At 59.1% G+C, this 15,835-nt stretch carries 7 protein-coding genes and 1 tRNA gene; 7 read left to right on the plus strand and 1 reads right to left on the minus strand.

Features of this window, described 5'->3' with window-relative positions:
* The first annotated feature begins 624 nt into the window (after nucleotides 1-624).
* Complete coding sequence (locus TERRO_RS08265) at nucleotides 625-1,023, plus strand: InlB B-repeat-containing protein (RefSeq protein WP_014785551.1); 399 nt, start codon at nucleotides 625-627, stop codon at nucleotides 1,021-1,023.
* A gap of 354 nt (nucleotides 1,024-1,377) precedes the next feature.
* Here TERRO_RS08265 and TERRO_RS08270 read toward each other — a convergent pair.
* Nucleotides 1,378-1,454 (minus strand) — tRNA-Met (locus TERRO_RS08270).
* A gap of 176 nt (nucleotides 1,455-1,630) precedes the next feature.
* Here TERRO_RS08270 and TERRO_RS08275 point away from each other — a divergent pair.
* From TERRO_RS08275 to TERRO_RS08300, 6 genes are all read left to right on the plus strand, one after another.
* Nucleotides 1,631-3,589 (plus strand): M61 family metallopeptidase, encoded by a 1,959-nt coding sequence (locus TERRO_RS08275; protein WP_014785552.1) that lies wholly within the window; start codon nucleotides 1,631-1,633, stop codon nucleotides 3,587-3,589.
* Nucleotides 3,590-3,808: 219 nt separating this feature from the next.
* Nucleotides 3,809-5,029 carry a recombinase A gene (locus TERRO_RS21960; protein ID WP_014785553.1) on the plus strand — a complete coding sequence of 407 codons (1,221 nt, stop codon included), beginning with the start codon at nucleotides 3,809-3,811 and terminating at the stop codon, nucleotides 5,027-5,029.
* Nucleotides 5,030-5,042: 13 nt separating this feature from the next.
* On the plus strand, nucleotides 5,043-6,575 hold the full coding sequence (locus TERRO_RS08285; RefSeq protein ID WP_014785554.1) for a DNA polymerase Y family protein: 1,533 nt from the start codon (nucleotides 5,043-5,045) through the stop codon (nucleotides 6,573-6,575).
* On the plus strand, nucleotides 6,568-9,789 hold the full coding sequence (locus TERRO_RS08290; RefSeq protein ID WP_014785555.1) for a DNA polymerase III subunit alpha: 3,222 nt from the start codon (nucleotides 6,568-6,570) through the stop codon (nucleotides 9,787-9,789). Before TERRO_RS08285 ends, TERRO_RS08290 begins: the two co-directional genes overlap by 8 nt.
* Before the next feature lie 97 nt (nucleotides 9,790-9,886).
* On the plus strand, nucleotides 9,887-12,403 hold the full coding sequence (locus TERRO_RS08295; protein ID WP_014785556.1) for a zinc-dependent metalloprotease: 2,517 nt from the start codon (nucleotides 9,887-9,889) through the stop codon (nucleotides 12,401-12,403).
* Between the two features lie 169 nt (nucleotides 12,404-12,572).
* Complete coding sequence (locus TERRO_RS08300; RefSeq protein ID WP_014785557.1) at nucleotides 12,573-15,830, plus strand: efflux RND transporter permease subunit; 3,258 nt, start codon at nucleotides 12,573-12,575, stop codon at nucleotides 15,828-15,830.
* Nucleotides 15,831-15,835 lie beyond the last annotated feature (5 nt).

The following is a 15,835-nucleotide window of genomic DNA, read 5'->3' on the forward strand; positions in this document are numbered from 1 at the left end:
ATAATGCGCCACGGTTGGCGTGCGCTTACAGTCAGACCAGCAGTATCAGTGGTGCGGAAGTAGTCTTGCTCCCCGTTCTGAGCGGTCTTGATCGAGCTCCTTCACGCAAATACATTCGCGCCGGTCGCTAGGCTGGCCGCCGTCAGGCTCAGATTGCCCGCGATCTGGCATCGTCACGACATTCTGCCCTATAATGCCCCCGGACTGGCGATCGCGAAAATTCGCGATCGCTCTGTCGACGACGGCCTACCTGGCCGTGTCACAGGTTACAGCGGATGGCTTGCCTTTCTTAGGGAGCGTGTCGTGACCCGCAAGATTAAGTTCATCACAACAGCGTCTATGCTGAACATTCCGCCCAAACCAAGAGGATAGATCCGTGATCTGTCGAGAGCTTGGGCCTCTCGAAGACTACCTAGCCATCGATGCCATCGCGCAGATCACAACCAGAAAACGTCAGTTCGAGTTGTAGGAGGTCTTCGCACAAGATCGCCGGATGTGCCCTACGCTGTCCTGATCTTCGTCGGGGCGGTCTCTTCAATGCGACCGATCGGCACCTTCAGGTTGGATCCAGGTAGATGGAAACCAAATGTCCACAAATGGTGGGCAATCTGGAGAAATGGGGAAATGCATAACTTATCCGCATCCACCCCCCAGCGAATTAACGGCTCGGTCTACCTCTTTGATTTTTGGACGTCCGGCGCAGGCGGAACCACGGCGGTAACTGTAACACCGCCTCACAAGACAACCACCTTTGCGGCCCACCTTGAAGTCGGAAACTATTTGAACGTAATCTCTCAGGGCGGCGGAACGGCGACCGTCAGCAATCCAGGGGCGAAGCTTGACGGCCTCTCATACTATCGACCATGGGATTCGGTCGCAGTATCAGCCAACCCCGCGGCTGGTTGCAGCTTCCTGCGATGGGACGGCTCATCCTCATCTTCTTCGTACCTGAACCTCAACATCACCGGCCCCACCAACCTCAACGCGGTCTTTGGATGTGGCAAAAATGCAGGCGGAAACTGATCTCCACCGTTCACTGACCACATAGCGTTCGCTGCAGAAAAAAGACCGCCCGTCACGATCTCGTGACGGGCGGTCTTTTCTGCGTGCTCACCTCGTCATCACAGTGGACGGAAACCAATCCTTAGAAGTCCCGGACGAAGACACAGTCCAGGGGACGCAGTAGTCGCACGCGACACAGGCAGTGACGCTGAGGAGCGGGAAATGGTGTGAAGCAAAATGGAACGCGCAATGGCGTTGCTGGGCTGACAGGAGAGGAACAGCGCATGCAGAAAAACGCCACCCATATCAGAATCACCCAAGGCATCTTATGACTGCCGTTCGCTGGATTTATCTGGGGATAGCGTTTCTGGTGATTGGTTGCGGGGGTAGGATTTGAACCTACGACCTTTGGGTTATGAGCCCAACGAGCTACCGGGCTGCTCCACCCCGCATAACCAATATAGCTCCGTTGAAGTACTGAGTCAATAGGTGGGCCGCCGCTCTGACTTGTCGCGACACAAGGCATAGCCTCCGCCACTCCGGTGCTAGCATCGATGCACGCAATTGCCATGCGCAAAATCTGAATTAATTCAAAAGTCCTTTCAAGGAAGTGAGACGACTCCTGTCCATGCTGAAGCCCACTTATCTGTTGGTTGCTGCCGCCCTTGCTACATGCGTCTCTGCCAGTGCCTCCGCGCAGAAAGTGCCCATCCAGATCACTGCAGATCTGACAGAAGGCGCGCGCCACCTCTATCACGCGGAAATCGATATCCCGGTCAAGCCCGACAGCACGGCTGACTTCATCACACCGCGCTGGATTCCTGGCACCCACGCGCCCGGCGGCCCATTGGCTGACCTGGTAGGCGTCGTCTTCACCGGCAACGGCCAGACGCTGAAATGGCGGCGCGATGATGTCGAATTGGCGGAGTTCCACGTCACCGTACCCAAAGGCGTGACCAGCGTCCACGTTCATGTCGACTCCATCGTCTCCGGCCGCGTCACCACAAAGATGTCCGTGCTCGAATGGGAGCGCCTGCTGATGTATCCGGCCAACGTCCCCACCAGGGACATTGCGATCCAGCCCTCCGTAACCGTTCCCGCAGGGTGGGGAACCGGCACAGCTCTGAAGCCGGTCGGCACCGTTCCCACCCCGGCAGTCACGGGCGTTGACGAAGGCGCCCATACACCCACCTCCGGCTCCGTAACGACAAAGTACAACGTCACCAACGTCGAGCAGCTTGAGGATTCGCCGGTGATCACCGGCCTATACTTCCACGAGTTTCCGCTCGCACCGGAGATCACGCCCAAGCACTTCATCGACGTCGTTTCGGACGACCCCGAAGACTCCAAAATGCGTCCGGAGACACTCGCAGAGATCGGAAACCTCGTCCGCGAGGCCGATGCCAACTACGCCTCGCACCACTACAACGAGTACCACTTCCTTCTGACCCTCTCCGACCGGGCAGGCGGCGAAGGCCTCGAGCACGGTCAGTCATCCGACAACGGCGTAGGCGAGAAGGGCTTCGCAGACGACGGTCACCAGCTTGCCGAAGCAGACCTCCTCGCGCACGAGTTCACGCACTCCTGGAACGGCAAGTATCGCCGTCCCGCCCGGCTCTATCAACAGGACTTTGCCACCGCGCAGCAGGGTGACCTGATGTGGGTCTACGAGGGCATGACGCAGTACTGGGGCAACGTGCTCGCGGCGCGTGCCGGCCTCAAATCGCAGGAGCAGTATCGTGACCTGCTCGCGCTGAGTGCAGCCCAGCTCGATTACAAGTCTGGCCGCGCATGGCGCTCCACGGAAGATACCGGCATCGCCGGCAGCCTCATCCGTGGCGGCAATCAGAACTGGGTCAACTGGCGTCGCGGTCAGGACTACTACCAGGAAGGCGAACTCGTCTGGCTCGATGCCGACACGAAGATCCGTCAGCTTACCGATAACAAGAAGTCGCTGAATGACTTCGTAAAGATCTTCCTCGGCAAGGGTGGCAACACCGGCCCCATCGTTGTGGGCTATGAGTTCCCGGAACTGGTGAAGGATCTCAACGAAGTCGTGAAATTCGACTGGGATACCTTCCTCCGCCAGCGCATCATGAACATCAATCCGCGCGCAGACCTGGACGGCATCGAGCATGGCGGCTACAAACTCGTCTATCTCGATCACCCGTCCAAAAGCGAGCGCACACTCGCCAGCACCCGTCGTGGTGCCTCCATCAACGTCTGGTACTCACTCGGCATGCGTGTCGGCATAGACGGAACCCTCGGTGATATTCGTTGGAATGGCGTCGCCGACAAAGCGAAGCTGGCGCCCGGCGAAAAGATCATCTCGGTCAACGGTCTGGTCTTCTCCGCAGACAACATGAAGGCGGCTATCGTAAAGGCGAAGACGGACACAGCTCCCATCCACCTGCTCGTGCAGCAGGAAGACGCCATCATGCCGGTGGACCTGGACTACCACGAAGGCGAAAAGTATCCGGCCATGGTTCGCGTCGAAGGCACACCGGCATACCTCGACGACATCACCAGGCCGCTGACAACACCGCAGCACGCACCCGCAGCAGACCCCGCAAAGCCGGCAAACTAAACCCCCGCAGCACAGCAAAAAGAGGCACGGCTCCGGCCGTGCCTCTTTTTGTTGCCTTTAAGTCAGGCCAACTCGTCGCTCCCCAAAGCGGTGTGCTCGGCTCTAACGAACAAAAACTGCTGTTTGGTCAGGCTCAAAAACACGGTCTGCACCACAAAAAGTGCAGGTTGCACTCCCTACCGCAATAGGCGAAGATAAGGCGAAGAAAGGGCGACCCCCATGCCTCACGCCGCAACGCTTCGCCGACAGATTGAAGATGCCCTGCAAGACCGAGTCCCAGGTGCACTTTCGCCCCGGCCCACCGGCGTGCGCGAGACCATCCCGACCGGCATCGACGCTCTGGACGCGATGCTCCACGGCGGCCTGCCGATCGGAGCGTTAGCGGAACTGGTGGGGCCTGAATCCTCCGGCCGCACAACAGCTGCGCTCTCGTTCCTATCCCGGGTCACGGCCGACGGCAATGTGTGCGCCTGGATCGACGTCTCCGACGCGCTCGACCCCGAGACTGCCGCAGCCAACGGTGTCGACCTGGAGCGCCTGCTATGGGTCCGTTGTGCCCGAGGCAAGACCACCCCGCCCCATCCCCAACCGGAAAAAGTGGTGCCACAAACCATCGCATCCGCACAGCAGCCACAGGTCGCCCCCGCCAGACCGGGGCCAACCGCACCCGGAGGCTGTGGCAGTCCACATCCCCGCAGCGAAGGTCGCAGCATGTCCGAAGCCATCCACCAACTGCTGCACCAGCAGCCACGTTCCGCGTCCATTAAGGACGTGCGCCGAAATCGCGGCATCGGCACACCCGGCGCACCGAACCGCCCCCTCACAGCCAAAGAAGATCAGAAGCGCGAAGAGCAGATCCCCACCGACCGGCGGCCGGCCCGCCGTGGTGAAAACCTGCAACCACTTACCACCCAGCAGGCTTCAATCCTGCAGATGAAGGCAAGCCTCTCTGCGGTCATGGCAGAAAAGCAGGCTGCCATGAAAGCCCCAGCCCAGAAGCGCGAGTTCGTAAAAGGAGAGGCGCGCTGGTCTCCGCTCGACCGTGCGCTGCGTGCAACCGATCTGTTGTTACAGGCTGGCGGCTTCCGAGCCATCGTGCTCGACCTCGGCAGCACACCGGCAGAGATGGCGTGGAGAGTCCCCATGGCCACATGGTTTCGCTTTCGCGCCGCATGCGAGCGGTCGCGCGTCAGCGTCCTGCTCCTCACACAACATCCTTGCGCACGCAGCAGTGCAGAGCTGGTCGTCCGCATGCAGCCCGGCCAGTTCGAACACACCGGCGCCGTCATGACCGGCATCACCTGGCGCAGTCAGGTCGAGCGTCAGAGAAAGCACCGGCCGGAACCGCAGCGAAAAGGCAACGTTGTCTCCATACGCAAGCAGCCACAGACAGACCCCGAGGGAACGTGGTCCGCATCCGCAAGCTGGGTGCGTGCGTGATGAGGATCCGTGGATGACACAGCCGCAGGTCTATCTCGCAGTCCATGTGCCGGAGTTCGCCGCACAGGCGCTCCTGCGCATGCGCCCCGATCTTCAATGCAAACCAGTAGCAGTGGTGAAGGGCATCGCACCCCTGCAGGAAGTATGTAGTGCCAACACAGCAGCACGCGCCATGGGCGTTGAGAACGGAATCACCCGCGCCCAACTCGATGCGTTCGACGGTCTGACCATTCTGCCGGTCTCTGCCGGGGAAGAAGCATGTGCTCGAACAGCCCTGCTCGATGTCGCAGCCGTCTTAACACCACGCATCGAACCGCAGCCGATGGCCGACGGCGCCTTCCGCATGTTGCTCGACATGACAGGGACCACACTGATCTGGGGACAGACGCACCAACTGGCCCAGCGTGTAGCGCACGCAGTCAGTTCCATCCGTCTGTCTGCAAGAGTCGTCGCCAGCAGCAACGCACACGCATCTCTCTCGCTGGCTGCCGTCCCACGAAGCCGTCCGTTGGTCGTCAACGCAGGGGATGAAGCGAAAATTCTCGCGCCTTTGCCACTCTCAGCGCTGCATCTGTCACAGGAGGAGACTGAGACGTTTCAATTGTGGGGTCTGCGTACCCTCGGAGAGCTCGCAATGCTGCCCGTACGCGATGTCGTCTCCCGCATAGGACAGCGCGGAAAGCACCTCCACGCCATGGCACGCGGCGAGCATCCACACCATCTCGTGCCGCAGGAAGAAGCCTTCAAACTCGAAGAGCAAGTCGAGTTCGAAGCACCCGTAGATGTCCTGGATTCGCTACTCTTCGTGCTCGGCCCCATGCTCGATCAACTCATCTACCGAGCAGCCAATCGCTCCTACGCCTTGGCCAGCGTCACAACGCATCTGCGACTTGACGGCGGTGGCGAACACGAACGAACAGTACAGCCTGCGCTGCCAAACGCAGATCGAGCGGCATTGCTGAAGCTGATGCAGCTCGATCTGCAGGCGCACCCGCCCGACAACGGCATCGTCGCAATAACACTCACAGCGCAGACAGGCGATCGCAGCAAAGTACAGATGGGTCTCTTCGCACCACAACTGCCAGAAGCCATGCGCCTGGATGTGACAATCGCCCGCATCGCCGCACTGGTCGGTGAAGATTCCATCGGTCGCGCACGGCTGCTGGATACACACGGCATGCATAGCTTTGCCATGGATCGCTTCCTCGTAAAACCCTCGTCAGCAAAGACAAAACATCACGCCATTCCCAGGCAAAGATTCAGCATCCGACGTCATCGTCCGCCTGTGCCGCTTCATGTCTCTCCGCAGTACAGGCACAACGGATCGCGACCTTTTTCCTTTTATCTGGAAGGCAAACAGTATGTCATCGCAGAGGCCTACGGCCCGTGGCGGTGCAACGGCGACTGGTGGTCTTCTGACGTTTGGTCGCACGAGGAATGGGACGTACGCGCGCGTAGCGATGACGACATAAGCACCCTGTTGTTATGCCTGCTGAACCACGATCTTCTGCGTAAGACATGGACGCTGGAAGCGACCTATGACTGACAGCGACTATGTCGAACTGCATGCCAACAGCGCCTTCAGCTTTCTGGAAGGTGCTTCGCAGCCAGAGCATCTGATCGATGTTGCCGAGCAGATGCAGATGCCGGCCATGGCGCTGATGGATCGCAACGGTCTATACGGTGCGGCACGCTTCCATCTGCGTGCGAAGGAGAAGGGCATCCGCGCCCACATCGGCGCAGAGGTTGCCGCAGACTGTTTCGATCCGCGACCGCAGCCGCCGCTGTGGCTGCCTCATCAGCAAGGCCATCAACATGCCAGACTGCCGTTACTGTGCTCCTCGCAGACTGGTTACAACAATCTTTGCCAGCTGATCACACGATTCAAACTCCGGGAACGCGGTAAGGCGGAAGGCTTTGCACACGAACGTGATCTCGAAGAGTTTGCAGAAGGCCTGGTATGTCTTACCGGTGGGGATGAGGGGCCACTCGCGGCAGCACTGACGCATGGCGGCGTCGAAGAAGGCCGCAAGTTGCTGGATAAACTGCAGCGCATCTACGGACGCGACAATGTCTATGTCGAAGTGCAACGGCATGGCGAACGAGAGGAAGAGTGGCGCAACGCTGCCGCATCTTCACTGGCAGAATCGTTGCGTCTTCCTATCTTGGCGACAAATGGTGTGCGCTACAGTGCTCGTTACGATCGCGAGATTCTTGATGTTTTCACGTGCATTCGTAATGGTGTCGATCTGGAACATGCAGGCCGTCTGTTGCAGTCAAACTCACAGCGACATGTGCGAAATGGCAAAGAGATGCGGCAGATCTTCGCTGATCTGCCACGGGCTATCGAAAACACATCAGAACTGTCGCAGCGCCTGGACTTCGAACTCGACAAGAACTTCGGCTATGCATTTCCCAGTTACCCTGTGCCAGATGGCGAGACGATGGACAGCTATCTCCGCAAGCGCGTCAGGGAAGACATTCTGAATCGCTATTACTTCAAATGGAACTCAGCACTGCTGCGTAAGGCAAAACGACAGGCCGAGACGGAATTGCGACTCATCGAGCAACTCGGCTTTGCAGGTTATTTTTTGATTGTCTGGGATATCGTTCGTTACTGCGGGCAAAATGACATCCTCGTGCAGGGTCGAGGTAGTGCGGCAAACTCTGTCGTCTGCTACGCGCTTGGGATCACCGCGGTTGATCCGGTGAGTATGGGACTGTTGTTTGAGCGCTTTCTCAATGAAAACCGGCGAGAGTATCCGGATATCGATCTTGACCTGCCTTCCGGCGACAAGCGCGAGAGCGCGATCAAGTATGTGTATCAGCGCTACGGGGAACTCGGCGCAGCGATGACTGCAAATGTCATTACGTACCGGGGGAAGTCCGCTGCGCGAGAGGTTGGCAAGGCGCTTGGCTTCGATGAGGAGACTGCGGGGCGGCTGTCCTCACTCGTAGGACAGTGGGAGTGGCGACGCAAGGACGAAACCCTTAGCGATAACTTCCGGCATGCAGGCTTTGACCTACAGCACCGACGCATTGCGAAATATGTTGAGTTATCAGAGCGTTTGCAGGATCTGCCGCGGCACCTTGGCCAACACTCCGGCGGCATGGTCATATGCCAGGGAGCCCTGAACAAGGTGGTTCCCCTTGAGCGAGCCTCCATGCCGGGTCGCACAGTCGTTCAGTGGGATAAAGACGATTGCAGTCAGATGGGCATGGTCAAGGTGGACCTGCTGGGCCTTGGCATGATGGCCGTAATGAAGGACTGCCTGGACCTGATACCTGCCCACTATGGAGATGTTGTAGATCTGGCGCATCTTCCGCAGGACGATGACGTGTACGACGTTTTACAGAAGGCCGACACCGTGGGCATGTTCCAGGTGGAAAGCCGCGCGCAGATGGCATCGCTCCCACGAAACAAGCCGAAGGTCTTCTATGACATCGTGGTGCAGGTCGCCATAATTCGTCCCGGTCCTATCGTCGGCAAGATGATGCACCCCTACATGCGCCGTCGTCAGGGTCTGGAAGAGGCGAAGGCAATTGTGCCGGAGTTGGATGAAACTCTGAGACGCACCCTTGGGGTGCCGCTGTTCCAGGAACAACTGCTTCGAATGGCCATGGTCGTCGGTGAATTTAGTGGCGCGGAAGCTGAAGAGCTGCGGAAGGCCGTGGGTATGCGCCGGTCCCGCGAACGGATGGCCGTGCTCATGGCCAAGCTACGCGATGGCATGATTCGCAAGGGGTACAGCGAAGAGATACAGAACGACATCGTGCAAAGCATTGAGTCCTTCGCCTTATATGGCTTTCCAGAGTCCCATGCGGCCAGCTTTGCACTAATTGCTTATGCTTCTGCTTACTTTAAGGTGAAGTATCTCGCGGCATTTCTCTGCGCCATGTTGAACAACCAGCCCATGGGTTTCTATACACCAGCAGTGCTGGTGAAAGACGCGCAGAGGCACGGTCTCCGTGTCCGTCCGATGGACGTGCAGGTATCGCAACGTCTCTGCACTGTCGAGCATGATGAGCAGGGCGCACTCTCCGTCCGCATGGGTTTGATGTACGTGCGTGGTCTGCACACCCGTGTTGCGGATGCCCTGGTCGCGGAACGCGAACGTGCCGGTATCTTTCGAGGCGCCGAGGATCTCGCGCGTCGCGTGCCCTCGTTAAATCGCCGCGACATGGCGCAGCTTGCACGCGTGGGGGCATTGAACTGGATGGATGGTGTACAGCACCGGCGCGACGCCATCTGGCAGGCAGAGCAATGCAGCCGGCCAGCCGGCCCGTTGCTGCGTGATGCGGAGACCGACGAGATTGTGAGCACTGCGTCTCCACTGAAACAGATGACAGATGAGGAGCGACTGGTCGCGGACTACAGCGGCGCGGGCCTGACCACAGGCCGTCACCCCATGGCCTTTCGCCGAGCAGAGATGCGTCGTGCAGGCATCCTATCCGCTACGGATCTTCGAAACGCTCAGGATGGTGCATGGGTGCGCGCTGCGGGCGCCATCATTGCGCGACAGCGGCCCGGCACGGCGCTGGGCTTCATCTTCCTGTCCATGGAAGACGAGACCGGTATCGCCAATGTCATCATCCATCCGGAGCTGTACGAGCGGGATCGTGCGCTCATTACGCGCGGAAAGTTTCTGCATGTGGAAGGGAAGTTGCAGAACCAGGATGGTGTCGTACATGTGAAGGCGGAACGGGTGAAGCTGCTGGAGATGAGCTCGGCGGACATCCGATCGCACGACTTTCACTAGACCTGTGCGCCCCGGCATAGTTAGGTTGCTTCATCAACAAAAGACCGCTACAGTAGCCACAACACCAGCACATCCGAATATCTTCCTGAGGACATCGATGACCCGGTCTCGCTCCCTGTCTTGCTGCTTTGCAGCGGCGCTGTTCCTGTCCAGCAGCACGTTCGCGATGGCCCAGCAGCCGCGCCGGCCGAGTGGCGACGCACCTACGGCCGCACCGCAGACCATCGTTCAACGCACGGCGACGCTTCAAAAGATGGACGGCTTCTTCCCGGTCTACATGGACACGAAGACCGCGCATCTTTACCTGGAGATCAGCGGCTGGAACAAACAGTTTCTATATCTGCGTCACACTGCCACGGGCAATGGCGCTGGAGTCAACCGCGGTGCTGTCGCTCAACCGCTGGTGGTGCACTTCTCACGGATCGGCCCCAAAGTCCTGTTGATCGCGGAGAACACAGCGTGGCGCAATGGAACCGGTGAGCCAGCGCAGGCATCGGCGACGCGCGACAGCTTCGCACAGTCTTTAATAGGTGGCTTCACAGTTGCCGCAGAAGACACGGACGACCATGTACTCATCGATGCAACAGACTTTCTGCTACGCGACGTCGTCAACTTCGCAGCCCGGCTTGGCACAGGGTATCGTCTCGATACCACCCGCAGCACGATCGTCCCGGAACACACAAAGAACTTCCCGAAGAACACTGAGATTGAGACGATGTTGACCTTCGCTCGTGAGGGCGGGGGACCAGCCGGTTTTCCTGGCGGCGCTGGAGCACCGGTGGGCCCGTTCGCTCCGGATGCAGCGTCGATCACGCTGGAGGCACGTCAGTCACTAATTGAACTGCCAGACGACAAGTACAAGCCGCGGCGGTGGGATCAGCGCGCCGGCAATCTGCAGAACACCAGTTATTCGGACTGGTCAAAGCCTTTGGGCGATGCTCGCGAGACACGCTTCATCAACCGCTTCCGTCTGATCAAGAAAAATCCGAGCGCCGCGGTCTCCGATCCTGTTGAGCCGATCCGTTTCTACATTGATCGCGGAGCGCCGGAGCCTGTGCGCACCGCACTACTGGAAGGCACGCGCTGGTGGTCTGAAGCGTTCCTAGCTGCTGGTTTCTCAAACGCCTTCAAGGTCGAAATTCTGCCTGAGGGCGCGGACCCATACGACATCCGTTACAACATGATCCTTTGGGTTGAAGGCGAGAACCGTGCCTTCTCCAACGGCCTGGACGTGGTCGATCCACGGACGGGCGAAGTCATCAAGGGCGAGGTGACGCTGACCGCCGGGCGTGAGCGCCAGGACTACCTGATCACCGAAGCGCTGTTATCCCCATACAAGACCAGCGACAAGCCGGACCCGCAGCAGCTGGCGCTAGTCCTCCAGCGCATCCGCCACCTGGCCGCGCACGAGACAGGGCACACCTTGGGGCTTGGGCACAACCATGCCGCCAGTGCATTTGGTCTTGGATCATCCGTGGATGATTATCCTTTCCCGAATATCCAGATTGATAAGAACGGCAAGCTTGACCTGTCGCACGCCTATGAGCCCGGGCTGGGCGCGTGGGACATGATGGCTATCAAGCACACCTATATGGAACTGCAGCCGAACACCACGCCAGCGCAGGAGAAAGCAGCGCTCGATAAGGTGATCGACGATGGCATAAAGAAGGGCATGTATTTCCTTACGGACTCCGGTCCATCGACGGTGCATCCGCACTCATCGCAGTGGGACAATGGGCCTGACTCTGCAGTGGAGCTTGACCGCCTGTTGAAGGTGCGCGAGGTCGCGATGAAGAATTTCTCAGAGGCTGCCATCAAACCTGGCACACCCATGGCAGAGTTACAGGACACGCTGGTACCGGTCTATCTTCTGCATCGCTACCAGGTAGAAGCAACGATCCAATCCATCGCAGGCGAGGACTATCGCTACGCGGTGCGGGGCGATGGTCAGCAGATCGCTCCCATGGTGCCCGCAGCGCAACAGCGTGCAGCACTCGCCGCCGCTGTGAAGACGCTTGATCCGCAGATGCTCACTTTGCCAGAGTCACTGATCCTGAAGTTCCCGCCCCGCCCGCCATCATTGCCGCGTACGCGAGAGTCCTTTCAGGGTGAGGCAGGCGATGCCTTTGATCCCATGGCTCCCGTGCATGCCGCTGCCACCATCACACTTGCAGCGCTGTTTGAGCCCACGCGCGCAAACCGGTTGATTGAGTTCCACGGGCGTGATGCGAGCATGCCAACGTTATCTGACGTGATCGACGCAACATTGCAGGCGACTTGGATGGCGCCGTCGCAGCAGGGACTCACGCAGCAGTCAAAAATGACTATCGATCGTGTGGTGCTGGATGAGTTGCAGACGCTGGGCAATAGTCCGCAGGCGTCTGCGATAACGAAAGGCGTGGTACGGGCGGAGCTTGCGAAGTTGAGAACGTACGCCGCAGAGCGCTCAAAGGATGTGGCTCTCGATCCGGACAGTCGTGCCTTCTATGGCAGCGCCTTTGAAGCGACGGGTGGCGGATCAACTAGTCGCGGCGGCGCCGCTACACCAGCACCCGTGGCACCCGGTCGACGCGGCGCCGACACCGACGCTATTCCTGCCGGCGCACCAATCTAATCTGATTAGCGGCTAAGCACAGGGTAAACACGAAGGTGTCTGCCCTGTGCTGTTACCAGCGTGCACAAAACGTCGGCGCTGACTTTGTAGTCATCGAACGCAGCTTTGCGACATCGAAACGCTTCATGCCGCAATCTGCATCCTACCGTTCACCCGAGGGTGTAACTGGATGTGGATTGTTCGGCTGGCGCTTCGCCGCCCGTATACGTTTGTCGTGGTGTCCTTACTCATGCTGCTGCTGGGTATCGGCACCGCTGTGGAAGCACCCAAGGACATCTACCCGTACATCAACATCCCGGTAGTGACCATCGTCTGGAGCTACAACGGCCTGCCACCGGCTGAGATGGAAGGTCGCATCATCACGGTATGCGAGCGGGCGCTGACAACGACCGTCAACGACATTGAGCACACCAGCAGTGAGAGTTACCAGGGCGTCGGAGTCATTCGCGTCTTCTTTCAGCCGAACGTAAAGGTTGAGTTGGCAATGTCGCAGATCACGGCTGTGGTGCAGACCATTCTGCGCGTGATGCCGCCCGGCACTTTTCCGCCCAACATTCTCAAATATGACGCCAGTTCCGTACCCATCGTGCAGCTTGCGCTTGCCGGCCAGGGCATAAAAGAAGAGGACCTTTATGACCTGGGCCTGGCATTCATCCGGCCGCGCCTCGCCAATGTGAAAGGTGCCGCCATTCCTCTGCCATACGGCGGCAAAGTGCGGCAGGTCCAGGTTGATGCGGATCCCAACCAGATGTATGCGCACCATCTCTCAGCGACGGATATCTCGACGGCATTTAACCAGCAGAATCTGATTCTGCCGGCAGGCGTGGCGCGGATGGGTGATCGCGAATTCATCGTCAAGCTGAACTCTTCACCGCCGGAAGTCTCCGCTCTGAACGACCTCCCCATTCGTGCCGCGAACGGCGCCATCGTGTCTGTGAAGGACGTGGCGCAAGTGCGGCTGGGCTATGCGCCGCAGGTGAACGTTGTCCGTCAGGACGGTAAGCGCGCCGCACTCCTGACAGTGTTGAAGAATGGTGAGACCTCGACGCTCGATATCGTGAAGGGCGTTAAGCAGCTTCTCCCGCAGGTCAAGGCTGGTCTTCCCGCTGCGCTCACGATCACGCCGCTCTTCGACCAGTCAATCTTCGTCTCCGAGTCGATCAGCGAAGTGGTTCGTGAAGCCGTCATCGCCGCGGCGCTTACAGCGCTCATGATCCTTCTGTTCCTCGGTTCGTGGCGTTCGACGCTGATCGTCTGCGTGTCGATTCCGCTTTCCATTGCGACGTCACTCGTTATCCTCGGCGCCATGGGCGAGACCATTAACGTGATGACACTCGGCGGCCTTGCACTGGCCGTCGGCATCCTCGTGGACGACGCGACGGTCGAGATCGAGAACACGCACCGCAATATGAGCGAGAAGAAGCCGCTCGTTCGCGCCATCCTGGACAGCGCACAGCAGGTCGCATCACCGGCTTTCGTGTCGACACTCTCCATCTGCCTCGTCTTCACGCCGGTCGCATTGCTCAGCGGCCCGGCCAAGTATCTCTTCACGCCGCTGGCGCTCGCCGTTGTCTTCGCAATGATGGCGTCGTACTTTCTTTCACGCACACTCATTCCCACGATGATGCACTTCCTGCTCGCAGCAGAGATCGGTCTCTATCAAGACCCGGATGCTGCGGAGAAAGAGAAGGAAGAGAACTTCATCTGGCGCTGGCATTCGCGCTTCGATGAGTGGTTCGAACGTCGGCGCGAAAGCTATAAGAGGTTGCTGGAGCACACGCTCGCAGCGCGCGGTCTAACCATCGCTGTCTTCGGTCTCTTTGTGCTGCTATCGCTGCCGCTGGCGTTTCTTATCGGCGAAGACTTCTTTCCGTACGTTGACTCCGGCCAGATGCGTCTTCATGTCTATCCGCCTTCGGGCATGCGGCCAGAGGACTCCGAGCAATACTTTGCCGCGATCGAGCGTGAGATTCGTAAGGTCATCCCAGCCGAGCAGACGAAACTCATTCTGGATAACATCGGCCTCCCAAACGGAGGCATCAATCTTGCCTTCGGAAACAGCTCCGTCATCTCTGACACGGATGGCGACATCTACATCTCGCTAGAGCCCGGCAAACGCGACACGCAGATGTACATGCGTCAACTCCGCGCTGATCTACATAACAAATTCCCGGACGGCACCTTTTTCTTCACCCCGGCGAATATCACAAACCAGATCCTCGACTTCGGTCTGCCCGCACCAATCGATCTGCAGATCTCCGGTCGCAGCCCGCAGAACTACGCGACCGCGCAGCAGATGTTGAAGGAGGTTCAGGCAATCCCCGGCGTTGCCGACGCTCATATCCATCAACAGATCGCGCAGCCGACGGTGAACGTGAACGTCGACCGTCTGAAAGCGCGGCAGATCGGCCTTACGCAGCAGGACATCGCGCAGAGCATGCTCATCTCACTGACCGGCACAGGCCAGACCGCGCCGAATGAGTGGCTCAACCCAAAGACCGGCGTCAATTATCAAGTTGTCGTGCAGACGCCGCAGTACCGCATCGACAGCATGCAGGCACTCTCTCGCACACCGGTGACATCACCAGCCGGGAATGCCAGTCAGCTGTTGGGAAATGTAGCTAACTTCGAGCGTGACGTGACGCCCGCCATCATCGACCACTACAACATCCAGCCGGTCTACGACATATATGCCGACGTGGATCAGCGCGACCTGGGCGGCGTCGCCAGTGACATCCGCAAGATCATCGCGAAGCATAAGCCCGATCTCGCGGTGGGTTCACAGCTGGCGTTGCGTGGCGAAGTGCAGACGATGAGTGAATCCTTTACGAGACTTGGCATCGGCATTGTCTTCGCCATCATCATGGTCTACCTGCTGATGGCGATCAACTTCCAGTCGTGGCTCGATCCGCTGATCATCCTTATGTCGTTGCCTGTCGCATTCGCCGGCATCCTGTGGATGCTGTACCTCACGCACACCACCTTCAACGTCCCATCGCTGATGGGCGCCATCATGACGATCGGCGTTGCCACGGCCAACAGCATCCTGATGGTGGTCTTTGCGAATGACGAACGCGCTGCCGGTAAGAGCAGCCTCGAAGCCGCACTCAGCGCAGGCTTCACCCGCCTTCGTCCTGTATGCATGACGGCATTGGCCATGATCATCGGCATGCTACCAATGGCGCTGGCGCTGGGTGAAGGTGGCGAGCAGAATGCGCCGCTGGGCCGCGCGGTCATTGGCGGTCTCCTCTTTGCCACCCTTGGCACGCTATTCGTCGTCCCCATCATGTACTCGTGGCTACGGACCGAAGCGCCGCGCGACATGGACAAGGAAATCGACGATGCCTACCACGAAGGCGAGAACGCAGATCAGCTGGGCAACAAGCGGGGCAGCACGGGTGGACACCCCCAGCAGCAGCCCGCATAACGAGG

Origin of the sequence: Terriglobus roseus DSM 18391 (assembly GCF_000265425.1) — a bacterium.
Classification (GTDB): Bacteria; Acidobacteriota; Terriglobia; order Terriglobales; family Acidobacteriaceae; genus Terriglobus; species Terriglobus roseus.

What these genes read in the sequence shown, in the direction of transcription:
- TERRO_RS08265 (WP_014785551.1), top strand. Translation starts at nt 625, where the DNA reads ATGCATAACTTATCCGCATCCACCCCCCAGCGAATTAACGGCTCGGTC.
- TERRO_RS08275 (WP_014785552.1), top strand. Translation starts at nt 1,631, where the DNA reads ATGCTGAAGCCCACTTATCTGTTGGTTGCTGCCGCCCTTGCTACATGC.
- TERRO_RS21960 (WP_014785553.1), top strand. Translation starts at nt 3,809, where the DNA reads ATGCCTCACGCCGCAACGCTTCGCCGACAGATTGAAGATGCCCTGCAA.
- TERRO_RS08285 (WP_014785554.1), top strand. Translation starts at nt 5,043, where the DNA reads ATGACACAGCCGCAGGTCTATCTCGCAGTCCATGTGCCGGAGTTCGCC.
- TERRO_RS08290 (WP_014785555.1), top strand. Translation starts at nt 6,568, where the DNA reads ATGACTGACAGCGACTATGTCGAACTGCATGCCAACAGCGCCTTCAGC.
- TERRO_RS08295 (WP_014785556.1), top strand. Translation starts at nt 9,887, where the DNA reads ATGACCCGGTCTCGCTCCCTGTCTTGCTGCTTTGCAGCGGCGCTGTTC.
- TERRO_RS08300 (WP_014785557.1), top strand. Translation starts at nt 12,573, where the DNA reads ATGTGGATTGTTCGGCTGGCGCTTCGCCGCCCGTATACGTTTGTCGTG.